General features: G+C 67.8%; 18 protein-coding genes and 1 tRNA gene. 6 read left to right on the forward strand and 13 right to left on the reverse strand.

The window, feature by feature from the left end; genetic code table 11:
* Nucleotides 1–24: 24 nt before the first annotated feature.
* The 3 genes from rpsG to AB0G84_RS10960 all read right to left on the reverse strand — a co-directional run bounded on the left by rpsG (nucleotide 25) and on the right by AB0G84_RS10960 (nucleotide 1,726).
* A complete protein-coding gene (rpsG, locus tag AB0G84_RS10950; protein ID WP_004571813.1) occupies nucleotides 25–495 on the reverse strand; it encodes a 30S ribosomal protein S7 in 471 nt (156 codons plus the stop codon).
* A 2-nt stretch (nucleotides 496–497) separates the two neighbouring features.
* Nucleotides 498–869 carry a 30S ribosomal protein S12 gene (gene rpsL / locus AB0G84_RS10955; protein ID WP_003948652.1) on the reverse strand — a complete coding sequence of 124 codons (372 nt, stop codon included), beginning with the start codon at nucleotides 867–869 and terminating at the stop codon, nucleotides 498–500.
* 380 nt (nucleotides 870–1,249) lie between these two features.
* Nucleotides 1,250–1,726 (reverse strand): DUF1707 and DUF4190 domain-containing protein, encoded by a 477-nt coding sequence (locus AB0G84_RS10960; RefSeq protein ID WP_361318388.1) that lies wholly within the window; start codon nucleotides 1,724–1,726, stop codon nucleotides 1,250–1,252.
* A 304-nt stretch (nucleotides 1,727–2,030) separates the two neighbouring features.
* Here AB0G84_RS10960 and AB0G84_RS10965 point away from each other — a divergent pair, with 304 nt between their 5' ends.
* The 6 genes from AB0G84_RS10965 to AB0G84_RS10990 all read left to right on the forward strand — a co-directional run bounded on the left by AB0G84_RS10965 (nucleotide 2,031) and on the right by AB0G84_RS10990 (nucleotide 8,973).
* A complete protein-coding gene (locus AB0G84_RS10965; protein WP_361318390.1) occupies nucleotides 2,031–2,792 on the forward strand; it encodes a Crp/Fnr family transcriptional regulator in 762 nt (253 codons plus the stop codon).
* 148 nt (nucleotides 2,793–2,940) lie between these two features.
* Nucleotides 2,941–3,762 (forward strand): hypothetical protein, encoded by an 822-nt coding sequence (locus AB0G84_RS10970; RefSeq protein ID WP_361318392.1) that lies wholly within the window; start codon nucleotides 2,941–2,943, stop codon nucleotides 3,760–3,762.
* Nucleotides 3,759–5,927 (forward strand): hypothetical protein, encoded by a 2,169-nt coding sequence (locus AB0G84_RS10975; RefSeq protein ID WP_361318394.1) that lies wholly within the window; start codon nucleotides 3,759–3,761, stop codon nucleotides 5,925–5,927. Before AB0G84_RS10970 ends, AB0G84_RS10975 begins: the two co-directional genes overlap by 4 nt.
* Nucleotides 5,928–5,929: 2 nt before the next feature.
* Complete coding sequence (locus AB0G84_RS10980; protein ID WP_361318396.1) at nucleotides 5,930–7,216, forward strand: PE-PGRS family protein; 1,287 nt, start codon at nucleotides 5,930–5,932, stop codon at nucleotides 7,214–7,216.
* Between the two features lie 24 nt (nucleotides 7,217–7,240).
* On the forward strand, nucleotides 7,241–7,765 hold the full coding sequence (locus AB0G84_RS10985) for a Pycsar system effector family protein (RefSeq protein ID WP_361318398.1): 525 nt from the start codon (nucleotides 7,241–7,243) through the stop codon (nucleotides 7,763–7,765).
* Between the two features lie 269 nt (nucleotides 7,766–8,034).
* On the forward strand, nucleotides 8,035–8,973 hold the full coding sequence (locus AB0G84_RS10990) for a M48 family metalloprotease (protein WP_361318400.1): 939 nt from the start codon (nucleotides 8,035–8,037) through the stop codon (nucleotides 8,971–8,973).
* An 82-nt stretch (nucleotides 8,974–9,055) separates the two neighbouring features.
* Here the strand turns inward: AB0G84_RS10990 and AB0G84_RS10995 are convergent, their stop codons facing one another.
* From AB0G84_RS10995 to AB0G84_RS11040, 10 genes are all read right to left on the reverse strand, one after another.
* Nucleotides 9,056–12,955 (reverse strand): DNA-directed RNA polymerase subunit beta', encoded by a 3,900-nt coding sequence (locus AB0G84_RS10995; protein ID WP_361318402.1) that lies wholly within the window; start codon nucleotides 12,953–12,955, stop codon nucleotides 9,056–9,058.
* A 97-nt stretch (nucleotides 12,956–13,052) separates the two neighbouring features.
* Nucleotides 13,053–16,535, reverse strand: a complete 3,483-nt coding sequence (gene rpoB / locus AB0G84_RS11000) for a DNA-directed RNA polymerase subunit beta (RefSeq protein ID WP_361318404.1) — start codon at nucleotides 16,533–16,535, stop codon at nucleotides 13,053–13,055.
* A gap of 621 nt (nucleotides 16,536–17,156) precedes the next feature.
* On the reverse strand, nucleotides 17,157–17,543 hold the full coding sequence (gene rplL / locus AB0G84_RS11005; RefSeq protein WP_265362214.1) for a 50S ribosomal protein L7/L12: 387 nt from the start codon (nucleotides 17,541–17,543) through the stop codon (nucleotides 17,157–17,159).
* 125 nt (nucleotides 17,544–17,668) lie between these two features.
* Nucleotides 17,669–18,196: a 50S ribosomal protein L10 gene (gene rplJ / locus AB0G84_RS11010; RefSeq protein WP_361318406.1), complete on the reverse strand. Its 528-nt coding sequence runs from the start codon at nucleotides 18,194–18,196 to the stop codon at nucleotides 17,669–17,671.
* A 292-nt stretch (nucleotides 18,197–18,488) separates the two neighbouring features.
* Nucleotides 18,489–19,319, reverse strand: a complete 831-nt coding sequence (locus AB0G84_RS11015) for a hypothetical protein (protein WP_361318585.1) — start codon at nucleotides 19,317–19,319, stop codon at nucleotides 18,489–18,491.
* Between the two features lie 154 nt (nucleotides 19,320–19,473).
* Nucleotides 19,474–20,190, reverse strand: coding sequence for a 50S ribosomal protein L1 (gene rplA, locus AB0G84_RS11020; RefSeq protein WP_361318408.1), 717 nt, complete (start codon nucleotides 20,188–20,190; stop codon nucleotides 19,474–19,476).
* 83 nt (nucleotides 20,191–20,273) lie between these two features.
* Nucleotides 20,274–20,708, reverse strand: coding sequence for a 50S ribosomal protein L11 (rplK, locus tag AB0G84_RS11025; RefSeq protein WP_030412999.1), 435 nt, complete (start codon nucleotides 20,706–20,708; stop codon nucleotides 20,274–20,276).
* Between the two features lie 195 nt (nucleotides 20,709–20,903).
* On the reverse strand, nucleotides 20,904–21,788 hold the full coding sequence (gene nusG / locus AB0G84_RS11030; RefSeq protein ID WP_361318410.1) for a transcription termination/antitermination protein NusG: 885 nt from the start codon (nucleotides 21,786–21,788) through the stop codon (nucleotides 20,904–20,906).
* Between the two features lie 73 nt (nucleotides 21,789–21,861).
* Complete coding sequence (gene secE, locus AB0G84_RS11035) at nucleotides 21,862–22,158, reverse strand: preprotein translocase subunit SecE (RefSeq protein WP_361318412.1); 297 nt, start codon at nucleotides 22,156–22,158, stop codon at nucleotides 21,862–21,864.
* A 101-nt stretch (nucleotides 22,159–22,259) separates the two neighbouring features.
* Nucleotides 22,260–22,332: transfer RNA gene (locus tag AB0G84_RS11040), tRNA-Trp, on the reverse strand.
* Nucleotides 22,333–22,483 lie beyond the last annotated feature (151 nt).

A 22,483-nucleotide genomic window follows, 5' to 3' on the forward strand; every position in this document is an offset into this window, starting at 1 on the left:
TCTCGGTCTCGATGTGGGTTGCGACTACCAGCGGTAGTGCGCGAAGGCCTTGTTGGACTCGGCCATCTTGTGCGTGTCCTCACGCTTCTTGACCGAAGCGCCGAGGCCGTTGGAGGCGTCGAGCAGTTCGTTCATGAGGCGCTCGGTCATGGTCTTCTCGCGGCGGGCGCGGGAGTAGCCCACGAGCCAGCGGAGCGAGAGGGTGGCGGCACGGCCGGGCTTGACCTCGACCGGGACCTGGTAGGTCGCGCCACCGACGCGGCGGGACTTGACCTCAAGGGTCGGCTTGATGTTCTCGAGCGCGCGCTTGAGCGTGATGACCGGGTCGTTGCCGGTCTTCTCGCGCAGACCCTCCATGGCGCCGTAAACGATGCGCTCAGCGGTGGAGCGCTTGCCGTTCAGCAGCACCTTGTTGATGAGGGAGGTCACCAGAGGAGAGCCGTAGACCGGGTCGATGATGACCGGGCGCTTCGGGGCGGGGCCCTTACGAGGCATTCTTACTTCTCCTTCTTGGCGCCGTAGCGGCTGCGAGCCTGCTTGCGGTTCTTGACGCCCTGCGTGTCGAGGGAGCCGCGGATGATCTTGTACCGAACACCCGGCAGGTCCTTCACACGGCCGCCACGCACGAGCACGATCGAGTGCTCCTGGAGGTTGTGGCCCTCACCCGGAATGTAAGCGGTGACCTCGATCCCGCTGGTCAGACGCACACGCGCGACCTTACGCAGGGCCGAGTTCGGCTTCTTCGGGGTGGTGGTGAAAACACGCGTGCAGACGCCACGGCGCTGAGGGGAACCCTCAAGTGCGGGCGTCTTGTTCTTCTCGACCTTGTCCTGCCGGCCCTTGCGGACCAGCTGCTGGATCGTAGGCACCGTTTCTCCGGTTTCTGTGTGCCAGTCTCGGTAAAGCTAACCTGGAACATCCCCGACCCACGCGGTCGGGTGTGTCGAATACTGCAGCCCGGTCCCTCGCTGGAACGAGAAAAGGCGGCAGATTGCGGTGTCAAAACCCGACTTCCGCGCTGATGGCACTCCCGCCCGAAGGCGCTGGGAGGTTGCGCGCACGGCAAGCCAGGGACACCCCAGGCACAAGGTCAGAGCGTACCTACCGCATGGGCTGCGGTCAAAACAAATGCACACGCGAAGGACACGCCGGACTCGTCACGGCGTTGCGGCCACCGTAGTGCGATCAGTCGCCGTACGGAAGAAGGCGCCACCCGCCCGCACCACATGTCCGAGCTCCCCCGCCGCGGTCAGAGATTGACCGCCGCGCTCAGGATGACCACCAGCAGGAACAGCGACCAGCCCCCGATCGCCAGCCACCCCAGGATCAGCCCGGTCAGGGCCTGCCCGTCGCCCCGCTCCCCGGTCCGGCGGATCTCGGCCCGCGCCTTGTGCCCCAGGATCACCGCCGGGATCGCGGTCATGCCCCACGTCACCGGCGTCATGATCCCGCACACCATCGCGCCGGTCGCCGCGCCGTTGGTCGTCACCGGCGGGGGCATCGGCAGGAACGTCGCCGGCGCCATCGGCCGCTGCGGCATGAACTGCGCCTGCGGCACGGGGCCCATCGGAAGGTCGGCGACCAGCATCTGCAACTCGGCATGGGTCTGCGCCTTGTAGGCCCGGGTCAGCCGCTGCTCGTACTCCGGCTGCTGCAGCCGCCCCTCCGCGAAACCCGCCTTGAGCACATCGACCGCCCGCTCACGGTCGGCGTGCGAGGCACGCATGACAGGCACCTGGTGCGCCGGCTGAACGGGCTGCCCGCCCTGCCACGGCTGGAATGCCACTTCGCGACCCTCCCCCCGCTCGACAGTTCTCCCCATCTTCTCATCACAGACGCAGAGATGGGAGCACAAGTTCCCCCCGCGCCGCACCTGTCAGACCCCCGCAGTGCCGGGCCCCCTGCGGGCTCCCGACCCATTCCCCCGTCACGCTGCGGCGGCGCCCAGGAATGGGTAGTTCCGATCCCGCTGTTCCCCTCCGGTGCGGTACATGGTCAACTACTGTCAGCTGCCTAGACTCGGGGGACCCATGGCGATGGCGAGCAAGCACGACGCACGCGGAACGGCCTCCCGGCCACTCTTAACGGACCGGTACGAGCCTGGGAGCTCACTCGACGACGGGGTGCCCTTCCTCGCGCGCCTCGAAAAGGACGACCGGGCGGCGTTGCTCGCCCTCGGCCGCCCTCTGGACTACGGGCCACGCTGTCTGCTGCTCCGCCAGGACGAGCCCTCCACCCATGTCCTCTTCGTACTGAGCGGCTGGACCAAGGTCACCACGCTGGCCGCCAACGGCTACGAGGCACTTCTGGCACTGCGCGGCCCGGGCGACATCATCGGTGAGTCCGCGGCGCTGCGCGGCCGGCCCCGGTCCGCGACCGTGACCACACTCGGCCCCGTACAGGCGGTGGCGGTGGAGCAGGACCGGTTCACCACTCACCTGACCGAGGCGCCGCACGTGATGCTGCGGCTCACCGAGCTGATCAGTGACCGCATGCGCTCCAGCGATCAGCGCCGGCTGGAGTTCGCGGCGCTCGGCGTGCGGGAGCGGCTGGCCATCCTCTTGCTGGAACTCGCCCGGACACACGGGGAGCGGATCCCGGAAGGGGTCCGGCTCACGGCCGGGCTCAGCCAGTACGAACTCGCCGGCTCAGTGGGGTCCTCCCGCGAACGGGTCGCCCGGCTGCTGACCGAGCTGCGCCAGCGCGGGATCGTCGACACCAGCCGCCGGGGGCTCGTCATCACCGCACCCGAGCAGCTGCGCCGCATCGGACGGGGTGGACGGGCCGGCTGACCCGCCCGGACCTCCGCGCTCCGCCCATCCGGCTTCCCCAGGCGCTCTGTGCACTCGGTCACAGAGCGTCTGTGCCGTTGTCCCTCCCGCCTCCCCCTCCGTATGGGCCACGGTGCTGCCGTGACGTACGAGCCGGCGAGAGGCAACCATGAGTGATCCCGTCCACCACACCATCCTGCTCTTCGACATCGAGCGCTTTGGGGGGCGCGACGATGTCGAGCAGACGTTCCTGCGGCGAAAGCTCCACGACATCGTCGAGGACACCCTCGTGGACGCCGGAGTGGAGCAGACCCAGCAGTACCGCGAAGACCGCGGCGACGGCGTGATCGCCCTGATCAGCTCGGACATCTCCAAGGCCGCGCTGCTGCGCACCCTGCTCACCACCACCCCCGGCCTGCTGCACCACTACAACCGGCTCGCGGCCAGCACCACCCAGATGCGGTTGCGGATCGCGCTGGCGTCCGGCGAGGTCGCGCACGACGCACGTGACGGGGTGACCGGGGGCATCGTGGGCCATGACCTCAACCAGGCGTGCCGCCTGCTGGACGCGGGTGTGCTGCGCCGTGCGCTGGCTCAACGTCCCGACGACCCTTGCGTCCTGTGTGTGTCCGACCCGGTGTACCAGGGGATTGTTCGGCATGGACACCTCGGGGTGCCGCGGGAGGCGTTCCACCGGATCGATGTCGCGGCCAAGGACGGCAGAATCACAGCGTGGCTGCACGGCTCCGCGCCGCAGGAGGAAGCGCCCCCACACCGGGCCGATGACGTGCCGGACCCGGTGGGTGACGGCCCGGCCCGCTCGCCACGGGCGGCCTCCGGCACCGCCAGCGACCCGCGCGCCGTGACCTTCAACTTCTACGGTGGCGCTCCCTCCATCGGCGGCAGCGTCGTGGCCGGCGACCAGCACGGCGTCTCCGGAGGCCAGCTCCACGGCGATGTCCACCTCGGCGGTGGCGGTGATCGTCGATGAGTGCCGCCGAGTCCGCGGAGGAGCCGCAGTCCGGCACCGGCCAGCCGGAAGGGGAAGAGGCGGAGACCGCCGCCGAGGAAGCCGCGGAGAAGGCCGAGGAGACCGACGAACCACAGGACGTCTGGAGTGCCCGCCAAGACCTGTGGCACCACAGCCCGGGGATCATGCTCGGCAGCTCGGCCGCCATCGGTGGCTCGCTGGTGGCCGGCGACCAGCACGGGGTCAGCGGCGGCCAGGTGGTCGGCGACGTCATCATGGGCAGCAAGACCGAGATCCACTACGTGGGTATGAGCGGCCCCGCCTACGCCTCCGGCGATCTCCCGCAGCACGTCCTGGAGCGGCTCACCCGCCCGTTCGCCGGCTGCGACTCCTTCGACACCGCCCTGGAGCTGCTCCGTAGCGAGCGAGTGGTCGTACTGACCGGGACTCCGTTCACCGGGCGTCGTACCGCCGCCCTGAACCTCCTGCGCCAGGCGGGAGCCTCCCCCGTACACATCCTGGATCCGGACACCTCCCTCACAGCCCTCGCCCATCAACTCACCGGCTCCCAGGGGTACTTGCTGGGTGATCTGATCACCTACAACGACCAGCCGCTGCGTGAGTCCCATCTGCGATCCATGCAGGAGAAACTGGTCGAGCACGGCGGCTACCTCGTGATCACTGCCGGGCCGCACGCCGCTTTCGAAGACACCGTACGCACCACGCCCTGGGAGCCTCCGGCGCCCGACGCGGTGCTCCAGGCGCACCTGGAAACGATGGTCACCGAGGACAGGTTCGCGCCGTTGCTCGGGCTGAGGGCGACCAGGGACTTCCTCGACCGTAAGCACCAGCTGCGCGAGGTCGTCGCCTTCGCCCGGGCGCTGGCCGCCCACGCAAGGGGGGAGACGAGCGCCGAAGAGCTGGAGCGCTTCAGCCTTTCCACCGTCAAGCAGCAGGTCCAAGAGTGGTTCGACGACGGGACCGTCTCGCTGCACGACAAGGCCTTCCTCATTGCACTCGCCGCCTTGGACGAAGGGCCCTACGCCCTGACGGCCGAACTGAGCGACCTGTTGTACGGCTACCTTCTGAACATCGAAGGGGGTGGCGGACTCCGGGCGAGGATCCCCGTCTTCGGCACCTCCATCGCGAAGCGTCTCCAGTTGGCTCGCGCGCGCCTCTACCCGGAGAGCGAGCACACCGAGTGGGGCCCGGTCCGGCAGACCAAGTCCGCCTTCCTGGACGAGCGCACGCCGATGGCGCTGCTCATCGAGGTGTGGACCGGCCACCCGTCATCCCGGCCCGCCCTGATCCGGTGGCTCAAGCAGCTCGCGGAGGACGGCCGGCCCCTGGTACGCAACCGGGCCGCAGCCACCGCGGCCGTACTGGCCGCCGCGGACCTCCCGTCCGCCATGGCACTGCTCATCGAGCCCTGGGCCACCGCCCGGCGCTACCGCCTGCGCCTGGCCGCCGCCAACGCCCTCACCCTCGCGCACCTGCTCGACGCCCCGAACATCCCGCGCATCCTGCACGCCTGGTGCACCAGCGAGAGCGACCGGATCCGCTGGACGACCTACCGCGCGTACGCACTGCTCGGGCCGGAGATCCCGGAGCAGGCGCTGGCCGCGCTGTCCCTGGCCGCGCGGGAGATGGACCCCGAGGAAGCCGACGAGGAAGAGGCCAGGGAACTGGTCGAGTCCACCGCTGTGCTGCTGCTCTCCGGCGTCGGCTCTCTGGTCCTGCGGCAGCTGGCGGACTTCCTCCAGGATGAGCAGAAGGTACGCGACCTCGCCCTCCGCGCCTTCCTCGCCGCGTGCGAACGAACCGAGGACGACGCGGAAGGAGCCCGGCACGCTCTGCTGGCCTGGCAGGCCCGCGCCGCCGCAATGCCCGGTACCGAGGACGACCGGCTCCTGATCACGCTCTGGCGGGCCGCGCTCGGCGACCGTACGCATACGGCCTTGGCGCTGGAGCGGCTGCGGTGCTGGGTGCGTCAGGCCGACACCGACCCCGAATCCGAAGCTGCCCTGGCCGATCTGCTCTCCTCACTGGCCGTCACCGGCCCCGACCACCAGCGCCTCAGCCATCTGCTGCGCACCGTCCCCGGAGGGCACGGCGGACCGCCCCCACCGGTCGCCTCCCGGCTGCTGACCGCCCTCGCTTCCTCCCCCGTCACCGCAAGGAGCTGACCGTGCCGGACTTCCGACGACCGCCCGAATGGGACCAGCAGGCGGACCGCCATACGCAGCTGACCGACCCCGTCCTGACCGTCCGGCAGCTCGGGCGCTTTGAGTACGCCGCGCGCCGGGCCCTCACCCGTATCGACAACGCACTGGTCTTCGTCAACGGCAAAGGCGGGCACGACACCTTCCTGCCGCCGCACCGCCCCAGCCGGGCAGAGATCGCCACCGGCCGGTACACCGCCGTGTACGAGGTGGACACCGGCATCCATCAGCTGCAGTTGGAGCTGGCGCTGCCCAGCGACAACGACGCCTTCGAATTCGCCGCCACGGCCGACATCACCTGGCAGGTCGCGGACCCCGCGGCGTACGTCACCAGTGGCGAACGCGATGTGCCGGCGCTGCTCTCCCGCAGGCTCCGGCAGCGTGTACGGCCGGTCACCCGCCGCCACCCCGTTGAGAGCAGTCCCGCCGCGGAACGCGCCGTCCAAGAAGCGCTGGACGCCGACGACGCACTCGGGACGGCCGGGACCGGACTGCGGGTGACCTGCGATCTCCGCCTACGGCTCGACGACGCAGCCATCTCCCACCACCGGGAGCTGCGCGCGCTGCGCTACGCCGATGAACAGCTGACGCCCGCCCACGCGCTACGGATGCGCGAGGACCGCCTGGAGACCGAGCGGGCCCTGGAAGGCGGCAGGCAACAGCACGAACTCATCATGCAGCAGCAGGGCCTGGCGCATGAGCACGCGCTGCTCCAGGGCCAACAGCAGGTGGAACTGCAGCAGATCGAGGCGGAGAAGATCCGCTTCTACCAGTACTACCTGCAGCAGGAGGGGGTCGCAGCCTGGGCATTCCACCTCTCCCAGCACCCCGAGGACTCCCGGCTCGTCATGGAGAGCCTGCGGCAGGACCAACTGATCCTCATCAAGAGCCAGATGGAGCTCGCCACCGAGATCATCAAAGGGGACGCCGCCGAGGAGTACGAGCTCGAAGAGCCGAAGCGGATCGCGCTCCGGACGCTCCAGGATTTTCTCAACCAGCGGCTGCCGGGCGTGGCGAACGGACCGGCACTCGCCTCGCCGCAGGAGAAGCAGCCTCAGGTGCCGCATGTACCACCGCCGCCCGCACACCCGCCGCATGTGCCACCCGCTCCGGGCGGGTACGGGAACGCCGCTCCGTACGGCACGCCTCCCCATGGCACGGCGGAGCGAAGCACACCGCCCGCACCGCCCTCCCTGCACAAGGGGGGCCGTCGTGCCGACGGGCCCGACGACGGCCCGTCCCCGCAGCACTGACCGCCGCAAGGAGACCCCGCCGTCATGACCACCGGACCTTCCACCGCCACCCCACCGCCCCCCGGGTCGACCACCGGCATCCGGCTGCTCGGAGACCTGCGCGGCGAGATCGCCCGTGCCGACAGCAAGGCATCGGTGCTGGTCGGCGCGCTCGGCCTGACGGCGGGCCTGCTCAGCGGGGTGCTGGCAGCACGCGACTGGCGGCCGTCGGCCCTGTCCGCACCGGCGGCCGCCGCCTGGTGGCTGGGCTGCGGAGCCCTGGTCGTCTCACTGATCGCCCTGCTCATGGCCGTGGTGCCCCGATACCGGAGAAGCCGCTGGCAGCCAGGGCGGCCGGTCACCTACTTCGCGGACATCCAACGTGCCGCGGCACAGTCCGAGTTGGACCGTGCTCTCGCGGACACCGAACGCGATCCGACCGCAGCACTCATCGACGCATTGATGGAGAACAGCCGCATCGTCGGCAGCAAGCACCGATGGATACGTATCGGGCTGGGCGCCTTCTGCGCCGGCGCACTGCTGCTGCCGGGAGCGTTCCTCCTCGGCTGACTTGGGGAAAGGAGCCCACCCTCATGCCGAATCCGCCCCGGCCGCACTACCCCGAGGCCGGTCCGCCGCCGGCCAGCTCGGCACCGCCGCCCTATCCGGACCAGGGTGCGACGCCTCAGCCACCACACCCACCCCGATACCCCGGCCCCACCTCCCCTACGGACGCGCCCCCGTACCCCACCCCCGAGCCGGAACGCCCGGCCACCCCACTGCAGGACGTGTACGGTCCGCCGTCCGACACCCCTTCTGACCCCCCGCATCCGCACGAAATGACCTTCGGTCCACGCCGCGTCCATCTCAAAGAGCAGCAGCGCGGTGCCGACGCCACCACCATCGGCACTCTGCTACTGCACGTCCCCGGATTCCTGTGCAGCCTCGCCCTGATCGCCGGCGTCTCCTACATGCTGCTGCCCGACCTCGGTTGGCTGCCCACCGCGCTCTGGATCGCTTCGGGTGCACTCGCCTTCCACCGGCCCACCGAGAGCTTCTTCGCCCGCCATGTCCTGGGCTTCCGCTACCCCACGCTCCAGGAACGCGACCGGCTCGCTGCCGCATGGCGAGAGGTGGCCGCCCGCGCGGGAGTGGACGGCCGCGCGTACGAGCTGTGGATCGAGGAGAGCGAGGAGCTCAATGCGTACGCCGCCGCCGGGCACATCGTCGGCGTGACCCGCTTCTCGCTCGACCACCTGCCCAACGGCCAGCTGGCCGCCGTACTCGCGCATGAGCTCGGGCACCACACCGGCGGCCACGCCTGGTCCTCACTGCTGGGCTACTGGTACTCGCTTCCCGGCCGACTGGCGTGGGCGGCCCTGCGTACGGTTGCCCGCTTGGTCTTCCTGGTCACCAGCCGCTTCTCAGCGGCCGCGACCGGACTGCTCTTCCTGGTGCTCGGGCCACTGGTGCTGTTCCTGACCATCTCGCTCTGGTACCTCGTGCTGCCGGTGCTGATCGCTCCGTATCTGCTCGCGGCGGTGGGACGGCGGTCAGAGCTGCGGGCCGACCGGCATGCCGCGGCTCTCGGCTTCGCGCCCATGCTCAGTGAGGTGCTGTCCACCATGCACACCGGCGAACGAGCGGCCGAGGCAGCTGCCTTGCAGGCCGGACAGCAGGTCCATCGCCCCGGCATCCTGGCCGGGCTCCTCTCCTCGCACCCGGCGTACCACACCCGCCTGCACCATCTGGAGCCGTATCTGAGGCAGCGGGGCTGACACCGCCACACCGTCCCCTTGAATGCCGCAGGGCGGCCACCCCATCGGGGTGGCCGCCCTGTCGCTGTCGTACGGACCAGGATTACTGGTTGTACGGGCCGTAGTCGTAGTCCTCCAGCGGGACCGCCTGGCCGGAGCCGGTGCCGAAGGGCGAGTAGTCGATGTCGTCGTAACCGACGGCCGAGTACATCGCGGCCTTGGCCTCCTCGGTGGGCTCGACCCGGATGTTGCGGTAGCGGGACAGGCCCGTACCGGCCGGGATGAGCTTACCGATGATGACGTTCTCCTTGAGGCCGATCAGGGAGTCCGACTTGGCGTTGATCGCCGCATCGGTCAGGACCCTGGTCGTCTCCTGGAAGGACGCCGCCGACAGCCAGGACTCGGTGGCCAGCGAAGCCTTGGTGATACCCATCAGCTGCGGACGGCCGGAGGCCGGGTGGCCGCCTTCCGCCACGACACGACGGTTCTCGCCCTCGAACTTCGTGCGCTCCACGAGCTCGCCCGGCAGCAGCTCCGCGTCGCCGGACTCGATGATCGTCACACGGCGCAGCATCTGCCGGATGATGATCTCGATGTGCTTGTCGTGGATGGCCACGCCCTGGCTGTTGTAGACCTTCTGGACCTCGCCGACCAGGTGGACCTGGACGGCGCGCTGGCCGAGGATCCGCAGCACGTCGTGCGGGTTGATCGCACCCACGGTCATCGGCTGGCCGACCGTGACGTGGTCACCCTCGCCGACCAGGAGACGGGCACGCTTGGAGACGCCGTACGCCATCTCGTCGCTGCCGTCATCCGGGGTGACGACGACCTTCTTGGTCTTCTCGGTCTCCTCGATCCGGACGCGGCCGGCCGCCTCCGAGATCGGGGCGACACCCTTGGGCGTACGGGCCTCGAAGAGCTCGACGACACGCGGCAGACCCAGGGTGATGTCGTCACCAGCCACACCACCGGTGTGGAAGGTACGCATCGTCAGCTGGGTGCCGGGCTCACCGATGGACTGGGCGGCGATGATGCCGACCGCCTCACCGATGTCGACCAGCTTGCCGGTGGCCAGCGAACGGCCGTAGCAGAAGGCACAGGTGCCGACCGCGGACTCACAGGTCAGGACCGAGCGGGTCTTGACCTCCTCGACGCCGTGCATGATCAGCTGGTCGATGAGCACGTCACCGAGGTCGACGTTCGCCGAGGCGACGACCTTGCCGTCGACGACGACGTCCTCGGCCAGCATGCGGGCGTAGACGCTGGACTCGACGTCGTCCGCCTTGCGCAGGACACCGGCGGCGTCCTTCGAGGCGATCCGCAGCTTGAGGCCGCGCTCGGTGCCGCAGTCCTCCTCGCGAATGATGACGTCCTGGGAGACGTCGACCAGACGACGGGTGAGGTAACCGGAGTCGGCGGTACGAAGGGCGGTGTCCGCCAGACCCTTACGGGCACCGTGGGTGGAGATGAAGTACTCCAGCACGGACAGGCCCTCGCGGAACGACGCCTTAATCGGACGCGGGATGGTCTCGTTCTTCGCGTTCGACACCAGACCACGCATACCGGCGATCTGCCGCATCTGCATCATGTTTCCTCGGGCACCCGAGTCAACCATCATGAAGATGGGGTTCGTCTTGGGGAAGTTCTCGTTCATCGCCTCGGCGACCTCGTTGGTCGCCTTGGTCCAGATGTTGATCAGTTCCTGAGTGCGCTCGTCCTTGGTGATCAGACCGCGCTCGTACTGCTTCTGGACCTTCTCGTCCTGGGCCTCGTAGCCCGCGACGATGGCCTTCTTGGCCTCCGGCACGACGATGTCCGAGACGGCGACGGTGACGCCGGAACGGGTCGCCCAGTGGAAGCCGGCCGCCTTCAGGTTGTCGAGCGTCGCCGCCACGATGACCTTGGGGTAGCGCTCGGCCAGGTCGTTGACGATCGCGGAGAGCTGCTTCTTGCCCACCGAGTAGTCGACGAACGGGTAGTCCTCGGGCAGCAGCTCGTTGAAGAGCGCACGGCCCAGGGTCGTCCGCAGCCGGAAGCTGTCACCCTGCTGCCACTCGGGCTCGCCCTCCTCCGGAACCGGCGGGGTCCAGCCGCGGGGCGGGACGGTGCCGATCGGGAAGCGGATGTCGACCTTCGCCTGCAGCGAGAGCTCGCGGGCGTCGAAGGCCATGATCGCCTCGGCGACCGAGCCGAAGGCCCGGCCCTCGCCCTTGACCTCGCGCTCCTCTTCATCCGTGGTGAGGAAGAAGAGGCCGAGCACCATGTCCTGGGTCGGCATGGTGACCGGACGGCCGTCGGCCGGCTTGAGGATGTTGTTCGAGGACAGCATCAGGATGCGGGCCTCGGCCTGCGCCTCCGCGGACAGCGGGAGGTGGACGGCCATCTGGTCACCGTCGAAGTCCGCGTTGAACGCGGTGCAGACGAGCGGGTGGATCTGAATGGCCTTGCCCTCGACCAGCTGCGGCTCGAAGGCCTGGATGCCGAGGCGGTGCAGGGTGGGCGCACGGTTCAGCAGCACCGGGTGCTCGGCGATGACCTCTTCGAGGACGTCGTACACCACGGTGCGGCCGCGCTCGACCATGCGCTTGGCCGACTTGATGTTCTGCGCGTGGTTCAGGTCCACCAGGCGCTTCATCACGAACGGCTTGAAGAGCTCCAGCGCCATGGCCTTGGGCAGACCGCACTGGTGCAGCTTGAGCTGCGGGCCGACGACGATGACGGAACGCGCCGAGTAGTCGACTCGCTTACCGAGCAGGTTCTGACGGAAGCGGCCCTGCTTGCCCTTCAGCATGTCGCTGAGGGACTTCAGCGGGCGGTTACCGGGACCGGTGACCGGGCGACCACGACGACCGTTGTCGAAGAGGGCGTCCACGGCCTCCTGGAGCATGCGCTTCTCGTTGTTCACGATGATCTCGGGCGCGCCGAGGTCGAGAAGCCGCTTCAGGCGGTTGTTGCGGTTGATCACACGGCGGTACAGGTCGTTCAGGTCGGAGGTCGCGAAGCGGCCACCGTCCAGCTGCACCATCGGACGCAGGTCCGGCGGGATCACCGGGATGCAGTCCAGCACCATGCCCTTGGGGCTGTTGCGGGTCTGCAGGAAGGCGGAGACGACCTTCAGGCGCTTGAGCGCACGGGTCTTCTTCTGGCCCTTGCCGGTACGGATGATCTCGCGGAGGCGCTCGGCCTCCTCGTCGAGGTCGAAGGTCTCCAGGCGCTTCTGCAGGGCAGCGGCACCCATCGAACCGTCGAAGTACGTGCCGAAGCGGTCCCGCAGCTCGCGGTAGAGCAGCTCGTCGCCCTCCAGGTCCTGGACCTTGAGGTTCTTGAAGCGGTTCCAGACCTCGTCGAGACGGTCGATCTCGCGCTGCGCACGGTCACGCAGCTGCTTCATCTCGCGCTCGGCGCCCTCACGCACCTTGCGGCGAACGTCCGCCTTGGCGCCCTCGGCCTCCAGCTCGGCCAGGTCGGTCTCGAGCTTCTTGGCGCGGGCCTCCAGGTCGGAGTCGCGGCGCTGCTCGATCTGCTGACGCTCGACGGAGACGTGGGCCTCCAGCGAGGGCAGGTCGCGCGTGCGGCGCTCCTCGTCCACCCACGTGATCATGTAGGCGGCGAAGTAGATGACCTTCTCGAGGTCCTTGGGCGCCAGGTCCAGCAGGTAGCCCAGCCGGCTCGGCACGCCCTTGAAGTACCAGATGTGGGTCACGGGAGCGGCCAGCTCAATGTGGCCCATCCGCTCACGGCGCACCTTGGCGCGAGTGACCTCGACGCCGCACCGCTCGCAGATGATGCCCTTGAAGCGGACGCGCTTGTACTTACCGCAGTAGCACTCCCAGTCCCGGGTCGGACCGAAGATCTTCTCGCAGAAGAGTCCGTCCTTTTCGGGCTTGAGGGTGCGGTAGTTGATGGTCTCCGGCTTCTTGACCTCACCGTGGGACCACTGACGGATGTCGTCAGCGGTGGCGAGGCCGATCCGCAGCTCGTCGAAGAAGTTGACGTCGAGCACTATGCGTCAATCCCTCTCAGGGTCGTGTCTCTATGGTCTGTCGGGGTCCGGGGCGGGGCCGGGACCTGTCCGTACGAGCAGGTCCCGGCCAGACCCGTCAGACCTCTTCGACGCTGCTCGGCTCGCGCCGGGACAGGTCGATGCCGAGCTCCTCCGCAGCGCGGAAGACGTCCTCGTCGGTGTCGCGCATCTCGATGGACATGCCGTCCGAGGACAGCACCTCCACGTTGAGGCACAGGGACTGCATCTCCTTGATGAGCACCTTGAAGGACTCGGGGATGCCGGGCTCGGGGATGTTCTCGCCCTTGACGATGGCCTCGTAGACCTTCACGCGGCCGGTGACGTCGTCGGACTTGATCGTCAGCAGCTCCTGGAGGGCGTATGCGGCGCCGTAAGCCTCCAGCGCCCACACCTCCATCTCACCGAAGCGCTGACCACCGAACTGAGCCTTACCACCCAGCGGCTGCTGGGTGATCATCGAGTACGGACCGGTCGAGCGGGCGTGCAGCTTGTCGTCGACCAGGTGGTGCAGCTTGAGGATGTACATGTACCCGACCGAGATCGGGTCCGGGAACGGCTCACCGGAGCGGCCGTCGAACAGCTGGGCCTTGCCCGAGCTCTTGACCATCCGCTCACCGTCGCGGTTGGGGAGCGTCGAGTCGAACAGACCCGCCAGCTCGTCCTCGCGCGCACCGTCGAAGACCGGGGTCGCGACGTTGGTGCGCGGCGCGACGTCGTCGGCGCCGATCGCCTGCAGACGCTGCTGCCAGTCCTCGGAGCCCTCGACCTTCCAGCCCTGGCTGGCGAGCCAGCCGAGGTGGATCTCCAGGACCTGTCCCGGGTTCATTCGGGACGGGACACCCAGCGGGTTGAGGATGATGTCGACCGGGGTGCCGTCCTCCAGGAACGGCATGTCCTCGACCGGCAGGATCTTCGAGATGACGCCCTTGTTGCCGTGACGGCCGGCGAGCTTGTCACCGTCGGTGATCTTGCGCTTCTGCGCGACGTAGACGCGGACCAGCTGGTTCACGCCCGGGGGAAGCTCGTCGCCCTCTTCGCGGTCGAAGACGCGGACGCCGATGACCTTGCCGATCTCACCGTGCGGCACCTTCAGCGAGGTGTCGCGCACCTCGCGCGCCTTCTCACCGAAGATCGCGCGCAGCAGGCGCTCCTCGGGGGTCAGCTCGGTCTCACCCTTGGGCGTGACCTTGCCGACGAGGATGTCGCCGGCGACGACCTCGGCACCGATCCGGATGATGCCGCGCTCGTCGAGGTCGGAGAGGACCTCCTCGGAGACGTTCGGGATGTCCCGGGTGATCTCCTCGGGGCCGAGCTTGGTGTCACGGGCGTCGACCTCGTGCTCCTCGATGTGGATCGAGGAGAGGACGTCGTCCTGCACGAGGCGCTGCGACAGGATGATCGCGTCCTCGTAGTTGTGACCCTCCCACGGCATGAACGCCACGAGCAGGTTCTTGCCGAGCGCCATCTCGCCCTCGTCCGTGGACGGACCGTCGGCGAGGACCTGGCCCTCGATGACCCGCGCGCCCTCGTCCACGACGACCTTCTGGTTGAAGGAGGTGCCCTGGTTGGAGCGGGTGAACTTGGCGACGCGGTACGTGGTGTACGTACCGTCGTCGTTGGCGACGGTGATGTAGTCCGCGGAGACCTCCTGGACCACACCGTCCTTCTCCGCCTTGATGACGTCGCCGGCGTCGACCGCACAGCGGTACTCCATGCCGGTACCGACCAGCGGCGACTCCGCCTTGATCAGCGGAACGGCCTGGCGCATCATGTTCGAGCCCATGAGCGCGCGGTTGGCGTCGTCGTGCTCGAGGAACGGGATCATGGCGGTCGCGGCCGACACCATCTGGCGCGGCGAGACGTCCATGAAGTCGACCTCGTCGGCGGGGACCAGGTCGACCTCGCCGCCACGGCGGCGGACCAGCACACGCTGCTCGGAGAAGCGCATGTCCTCGCTGAGCTTGGCGTTGGCCTGGGCGATCAGGAAGCGGTCCTCCTCATCGGCGGTGAGGTAGGCCACCTCCTCCGTGACCTGGCCGTCGACGACCTTGCGGTACGGGGTCTCGATGAAGCCGAAGACGTTGACCCGGCCGTACGAGGCCAGCGAGCCGATCAGACCGATGTTCGGGCCTTCGGGGGTCTCGATCGGGCACATGCGGCCGTAGTGCGAGGGGTGCACGTCACGGACGTCCAGGCCGGCCCGCTCACGGGAGAGACCACCCGGGCCCAGCGCCGACAGACGGCGCTTGTGGGTCAGACCCGACAGCGGGTTGGTCTGGTCCATGAACTGGGACAGCTGGCTGGTGCCGAAGAACTCCTTGATGGAGGCGACGACCGGCCGGATGTTGATCAGGGTCTGCGGCGTGATCGCCTCGACGTCCTGGGTGGTCATGCGCTCGCGGACGACGCGCTCCATACGAGCCAGACCCGTGCGGACCTGGTTCTGGATGAGCTCGCCCACGTTGCGCAGACGACGGTTGCCGAAGTGGTCGATGTCGTCGGTCTCGACGACGATCTCGGTGCCGTTCTCGCCGATCGTCTCGGTCTCACCGGCGTGCAGCTTCACCAGGTACTTGATCGTGGCGATGATGTCGTCGGTGGTGAGCACACCGGCGTCGAGCGGCTCGTCGCCGCCGAGCTTCTTGTTGACCTTGTAGCGGCCGACCTTGGCGAGGTCGTAGCGCTTGGGGTTGAAGTAGAGGTTCTCCAGCAGCGTCTGCGCGGCCTCGCGGGTCGGCGGCTCGCCCGGACGCAGCTTGCGGTAGATGTCCAGCAGCGCGTCGTCCTGGCCCTGGGTGTGGTCCTTCTCCAGGGTGGCGCGCATGGACTCGTACTCGCCGAACTCCTCGAGGATCTGCTCGGTGGTCCACCCGAGCGCCTTGAGCAGGACGGTCACGGACTGCTTGCGCTTACGGTCGATGCGGACGCCGACCATGTCGCGCTTGTCGATCTCCATCTCCAGCCAGGCACCCCGGGACGGGATGATCTTGGCGGAGAAGATGTCCTTGTCGGACGTCTTGTCGATGGAGCTGTCGAAGTAGACACCCGGCGAGCGCACCAGCTGCGAGACGACGACACGCTCGGTGCCGTTGATGCAGAAGGTGCCCTTGTTCGTCATGAGCGGGAAGTCGCCCATGAAGACCGTCTGGGACTTGATCTCGCCGGTCTCGTTGTTCGTGAACTCAGCGGTGACGAAGAGCGGCGCGGCGTACGTGAAGTCGCGCTCCTTGCACTCGTCGATGGAGTTCTTCGGAGGCTCGAAGCGGTGGTCGCGGAACGTCAGCGACATCGACCCGGAGAAGTCCTCGATCGGGGAGATCTCTTCGAAGATCTCCTCCAGACCGGACTTGGTGGGGACTTCCTGCCCACTCTCCAGCGCAGCCTCGACGCGACCCTTCCATGCGGCATTGCCGAGCAGCCAGTCGAAGCTTTCGGTCTGCAGCGCAAGGAGGTTCGGAACCCCGAGGGGCTCCTTGATCTTCGCAAAAGAGATGCGCAGCGGGGCGGTGCTGTCGCCGTTGTTCGTATTGGCAGTCGAGGCGTTGCGCGAGGCGGCCAAGAGGGGGTCCTTCCGAGGGCTCGGACTCACTACGCGCGTACCGGTTCCGAATCGAGCAGACTGAGGGAAAGCCCAGGTCAGGGCCGATCATCCAGCTTTGCTCGGGCTCGGATATGCCCCTGGTGACGGGCAGGGAGCAGCTAACAGGCAGCGCAAAGGGTCAGTGTAGCCACAAGGCCCACTGATGTCCAGGGCGAGTTTCCGGAGACCGGTTCAGCGCCGTGATACCGATCTTCTCCTCCGGGAAGTCGCGTCCTCCGCAGCGGAGGATCCCCTCGTTTGTTCTTCTCAATGCCCTGCGCCTGCCGAAAGCCCTGCGCCAGTGGCGCACACCGATGCTTCCCTCTTCGTCGGCGATCCATGCCTCGAACCCTGGATCGCTTCTGCGTCGCGTCCCGAGAATTGCGCGCCGCGTCCGGTTCGTCAAGGCCCCCCACCTCTGCGAGATCGTCACATGGGAGCACGTCCGGGCAACGAAGATCACCATACTCGCACTCCGGCGCGAGGCAATGCAGCCGTGGCGAGCACGCCGAAGGGCGACCACCCGCATGGGTGATCGCCCTTGGCTGGTCGTCCGTTACGCCTCAGGCGCTCAGGACGTGAGTCAGAGACTCAGTGGGGTCACTTGACCTCGACGGAGGCACCGGCGCCCTTGAGGGCCTCGGCGGCCTTCTCGGCGGCGTCCTTGGCGACCTTCTCGAGGACCGGCTTCGGGGTGCCGTCCACGAGGTCCTTGGCCTCCTTCAGGCCCAGGGAGGTCAGCTCACGCACGACCTTGATGACCTGGATCTTCTTGTCGCCGGCACCGGTGAGGATGACGTCGAACTCGTCCTTCTCCTCCTCGGCGGCGGCGGCCGGGGCACCGGGGACACCGGCGGCGACGACGGCGGCCGGGGCGGCAGCGGTGACGTCGAACTTCTCCTCGAAGGCCTTCACGAACTCGGAGAGCTCGATGAGGGTCATCTCCTCGAACTGCGCGAGCAGGTCTTCCTGGCTGAGCTTCGCCATGATGGGCGGTCCTTCCACTAATTCGGCTGGTGCCGGATGTACATGTGAGGCGGGCGTACGTCGGGCCCGCTGTGGCCTCCCTGCCTAGGCGTACCTAGGCAGCGGCTGCCAATGTGCGAGCCGAATTACTCGGCACCGCCCTGCTCGGCCTGCTTGGCACGAAGCGCCTCCGCGGTGCGGACGAACTTCGAGGGAAGCGCCTGGAAGAGCGCGGCAGCCTGGGACTGCTTGCCCTTCATGGCGCCCGCCAGCTTGGCGAGCAGAACCTCGCGGGACTCGAGGTCCGCAAGCTTCTTGATCTCGTCGGCGGACAGCGCCTTGCCGTCAAGGACACCGCCCTTGATGACGAGAGAGGGGTTCTCCTTGGCGAAGTCACGAAGACCCTTCGCCGCCTCGACCGGGTCACCGGTGACGAAAGCGACAGCCGTCGAGCCATTGAGGTGCTCGTCCAGCGGAATCCCGGCCTCCTGGGCCGCGATCTTGGTCAGCGTGTTCTTCACCACACGGTACTGAGCGTTCTCGCCGAGAGAACGGCGCAGCTCCTTGAGCTGTGCCACAGTCAGTCCGGTGTAAGAGGTCACAACTGCTGCATTGGAGTCACGGAGCTTCTCCGTGATCTCTGCAACGGCTGCGATCTTGTCGGACGTCGCCATGAGCCTCGGCCTCCTTCCGGGTGATGAGGACCGCGCAGAAGGGGCTGGGCAAAACAAACGCCCCGGCGCAGGCGCACGGGGCGAGACTCGACCAGGCTGACGCCCGGGAGTTCTTCCTCAGTCACCTGCGCAGGCCGTCCGCAGCTAGCGGATCCTTCGGCCACCACACGCCCGGGATCGGACGCGCAGAGACAACCAGCGGTCTTTGGCTTCCCGGATACGGTACGGGAGCAGCCCGCGGCAGGCAAATCGGCGCTGAGGGACGCCGGTGACGTCCCTCAGCGCCGCGGGCTCAGGAGGCCGGAGGGGTCACGGTGTCGCTCGCCGGGGGCGGGGTCACCGACACCTTGGTGCCGTAGTCCGAGTAGAAGATGGTGGAGTCGTAGGGCTGCTTGCCGTTCATCTGCTCGCGCTTCTTCACCAGCAGGTTGTCCGGGCCGATCCACAGGTCGATGGTCTCCGTGGAGGCACCGGTCGCCTTCAGCTGGCGCTCCAGCCCCTTCATATCGGCGTCGGTGAGGTTCTTGGCCTGCATCTTGGTCAGCTCGGCCACGTCGACGGTGCCGGTGTAGTGGGTCGCCTGCACACCGCGCACGTCCTCCTTGCCGGCCTCCTTGACCTTGCCGGAGGCGATCAGCAACTCGACCGACTTGCTCGGGTCGTTGTTCTGCATCATGTCCTTGATCAGCGCGCCCGACGGGCCGGCCTGCTTGGCCAGCATGTCGTAGTCGTACTTGATCCAGGACTTGCCGCCCATCGGCATGCCCATGTTCATGTACATCGCGTCGGGGGTGTACAGCGCCTTCATCGGCTTGCCCGCGGCCGGACCGCCGGACATGGTGATGTCCAGCTGCATCTGGATGCCGTTCGACCAGTCCATCGCGCCCTTCATGGTGCGGGTGGTCGGGCCGGTCTTCTGGGTGCCGTCGATCTTCGCGGACTTCTTGCCGTCCGTCTGCTGCGAGGCCGTCTTCAGCGACGCCAGCGCCGCCTGCAGCGGAGACTTTCCGGCTCCCGCCCCACCGCCGCTGCCGCCGGCGTTGTCGTCGCTCTTGCCGCTGTTACAGGCGGTCAGACCGCCCACCAGCATGACAACTCCCGCCGCTGCAGCGGCCATACGCATGGTGCGCACTTGAGGCTCCCCCTTAGTTTTCTTTTATGGACCTCGGGGCCGACTCTAGACCAGACGGGTGACACCGCATGCGTCAGGCCCCGAACTCCCTGGGGAGTTCGGGGCCTGACGGCAGCTACGCGCTACGAGGCGTCGATCGGGGAGATCAGACGGCCTCGTCCTCGACGAGGAGGTTGCGGGTGCGGTTGGCGTCCAGCGGGATGCCGGGGCCCATCGTGGTGGTGATGGTGGCCTTCTTGATGTAACGGCCCTTGGCGGCGGACGGCTTGAGGCGGTTGATCTCCTCGAGCGCCGCGGCGTAGTTCTCCACCAGCTTGGTCTCGTCGAAGGAGACCTTGCCGATGATGAAGTGGAGGTTCGCGTGCTTGTCCACGCGGAACTCGATCTTGCCGCCCTTGATGTCGGTGACAGCCTTGGCGACATCCGGGGTGACGGTGCCGGTCTTCGGGTTCGGCATCAGACCACGGGGACCGAGCACGCGGCCGAGGCGGCCGACCTTGCCCATGAGGTCCGGGGTGGCGACGACGGCGTCGAAGTCCAGACGACCCTTGGAGACCTCGTCGATCAGTTCGTCCGAGCCGACGATGTCGGCGCCGGCGGCTTCCGCGGCCGCAGCACGGTCGCCGGTCGCGAAGACCAGGACCCGGGCGGTCTTACCGGTGCCGTGCGGGAGGTTCACGGTGCCACGGACCATCTGGTCGGCCTTGCGCGGGTCGACACCCAGACGCATGGCGACCTCGACGGTCGCGTCGAACTTGGCGGACGAGGTGTCCTTGGCGAGACGGACGGCCTCGAGCGGGGCGTACAGACGCTCCCGGTCGATCTTCGCGTCCGCGTTGCGAAGAGTCTTGCTGCGCTTCACTTCTGCTCCTGGTGCAGTGGGTGTGGAGTCGTGGTCCGGGCCAGCGCCTGGCCCTGCCACGGAGGTGCCTTACGGGCTGGAGGTCAGCCCTCGACCGTGATGCCCATGGAACGGGCGGTGCCGGCGATGATCTTCTCGGCGGCGTCCAGGTCGTTGGCGTTCAGGTCGGGCATCTTGGTGGTGGCGATGTCACGGACCTGGTCGCGGGTGATCTTGGCGACCTTGGTCTTGTGCGGCTCGCCGGAGCCCTTCTCCACGCCCGCGGCCTTCAGGATGAGCTTCGCGGCCGGCGGGGTCTTGGTGACGAAGGTGAAGGAACGGTCCTCGTAGACCGTGATCTCCACCGGCACGACCATGCCACGCTGCGACTCGGTCGCGGCGTTGTAGGCCTTGCAGAACTCCATGATGTTGACGCCGTGCTGACCCAGCGCGGGGCCAACCGGCGGGGCCGGGTTCGCGGCGCCGGCCTGGATCTGGAGCTTGATAAGCCCCGTGACCTTCTTCTTCTTGGGAGGCATGCTCTCTCCGGGTCCTAGTGAGAGGTGTTTCGCCGTTCCATCCGGTCATCCAGATGGAGGCATACCGCACAACGATAACGGGTATGGTCGTGCGGCCAAAAACCGAGCAGGTCAGACCGGCCCTCGGGCCCGTCTGACCTGGTCGGCAGCCGGTGTCCGGAAGGGCCGGGGCCCCTCCGGTTCAGTTGTGCGCGGTCAGTTCTTCTGGATCTGGTCGAAGGACAGCTCGACCGGGGTCTCCCGGCCGAAGATCTCGACCAGGCCCTTGACCTTCTTCGAGTCGGCGTTGATCTCGTTGATCGTCGCCTGCAGCGTCGCGAACGGACCGTCGGTGACCGTGACCGAGTCGCCCACCTCGAAGTCCAGCACCTGGACCTCGACCTTGCGGGACGGCGCCGGCTTGCCCTCGGCCGCGGCGGCCTCCTTGGCGGCCTTCTCCTCGGCCTCCGGGGCGAGCATCTTGACGATCTCGTCCAGGGTCAGCGGGTAGGGGTCGTAGGCGTTGCCGACGAAGCCGGTGACGCCCGGCGTGTTGCGGACGACGCCCCAGGACTCGTTCGTCAGGTCCATGCGCACCAGGACGTAGCCCGGGAGCTTGTTCTGGCGGATGGTCTTGCGCTCGCCGTTCTTGATCTGGGCGACCTCTTCCTGCGGCACCTCGGCCTGGAAGATGTAGTCCTCGACGTTCAGCGAGACGGCGCGCTGTTCGAGGTTGGTCTTCACGCGGTTCTCGTAGCCCGCGTAGGTGTGGATGACGTACCACTCGCCGGGCAGGCCGCGCAGCTCGTCACGGAGGGCGGCCACCGGATCGACCGGCTCCTGCTCCTCGGCGGACTCGTCCTCGGCGACCTCGGCGGTGGCGTCGGCCTCCTCCTCGACGTGCACCGCGGCCTCTTCGGCGGGCTCGCCGGCGGCAGCGTCCTCGGCGTCGAGCTCATCGTCCTCGTCGACGTGGTCGGCGTTCTCGACGATGTCAACGGAGGTGTCGTCGCCCTCGACCTCGGCAGAGGCAGCCGCGTCAACGTCAGCCTCTGCCGCCTCGACGGATTCGGCGGCGTCGTTCAGGTTCGGGTCAGACACGGTGGCTGCTTCTTCCTGGCTTCAAGGGGTTGAACATGCGAAAGGGGCGCCCGCGCAGGCGCCCTCCGCGGGATCAGCCGAAGACGTACCCGACGACTCGGTTGATTCCCAAGTCAATCACGGTTACGAGACCGATGATGATGACAACGAAGACGATCACCACACTGGTGTACGTCGACAGCTGGCCACGCGTGGGCCAGACGACCTTGCGGAGCTCAGCGACGATCTGGCGGTAGAAGAGCGCGAGGCGTGCGAAGGGGCCCTTCTTGCCGCGCTTGCCGCCACGACGGGGCTTCTTCTCGGACCCCGCGGCCTCGTCCTCGGAACGACCGCGCTCAGGCATGTCGATGGAGCCCAGGGCGTCCGTCACTCGTCCTCACCTGAATCCGGGTCGTGGCCGTGCCGCGCCCGGTGGAGCCGCACGGCGGTGCATACGTACGCCTGCACGCACTACGGTGAGAGTGCGTGTAGCAGGGCCGGAGGGACTTGAACCCCCAACCGCTGGTTTTGGAGACCAGTGCTCTACCAATTGAGCTACGACCCTTTGTGGTTCCCCCAACCTACCGCATGCGACCGAGTGCACTAAGTGCGTGAGCCGCGGCGGCCTGTTGGGAGCCAACGGTCAGCGAGTGTACGTGGTTCCGGGCCGGGCGTCGAACACGATTGTCCCGGTGATGCCCCGCAAACCCGTGTGT

Source organism: Streptomyces sp. NPDC020742, assembly GCF_040641675.1.
GTDB lineage: Bacteria > Actinomycetota > Actinomycetes > Streptomycetales > Streptomycetaceae > Streptomyces.

Excerpts from the sequence above, each read along its gene's own strand:
- AB0G84_RS11015 (WP_361318585.1), bottom strand. The coding sequence starts at position 19,319 with ATGCGTATGGCCGCTGCAGCGGCGGGAGTTGTCATGCTGGTGGGCGGT.
- rplJ (WP_361318406.1), bottom strand. The coding sequence starts at position 18,196 with ATGGCGACGTCCGACAAGATCGCAGCCGTTGCAGAGATCACGGAGAAG.
- AB0G84_RS10985 (WP_361318398.1), top strand. The coding sequence starts at position 7,241 with ATGACCACCGGACCTTCCACCGCCACCCCACCGCCCCCCGGGTCGACC.
- AB0G84_RS10965 (WP_361318390.1), top strand. The coding sequence starts at position 2,031 with ATGGCGATGGCGAGCAAGCACGACGCACGCGGAACGGCCTCCCGGCCA.
- AB0G84_RS10975 (WP_361318394.1), top strand. The coding sequence starts at position 3,759 with ATGAGTGCCGCCGAGTCCGCGGAGGAGCCGCAGTCCGGCACCGGCCAG.
- rplL (WP_265362214.1), bottom strand. The coding sequence starts at position 17,543 with ATGGCGAAGCTCAGCCAGGAAGACCTGCTCGCGCAGTTCGAGGAGATG.
- rplK (WP_030412999.1), bottom strand. The coding sequence starts at position 20,708 with ATGCCTCCCAAGAAGAAGAAGGTCACGGGGCTTATCAAGCTCCAGATC.
- AB0G84_RS10970 (WP_361318392.1), top strand. The coding sequence starts at position 2,941 with ATGAGTGATCCCGTCCACCACACCATCCTGCTCTTCGACATCGAGCGC.
- AB0G84_RS10990 (WP_361318400.1), top strand. The coding sequence starts at position 8,035 with ATGACCTTCGGTCCACGCCGCGTCCATCTCAAAGAGCAGCAGCGCGGT.
- AB0G84_RS10960 (WP_361318388.1), bottom strand. The coding sequence starts at position 1,726 with ATGCGTGCCTCGCACGCCGACCGTGAGCGGGCGGTCGATGTGCTCAAG.
- rpsG (WP_004571813.1), bottom strand. The coding sequence starts at position 495 with ATGCCTCGTAAGGGCCCCGCCCCGAAGCGCCCGGTCATCATCGACCCG.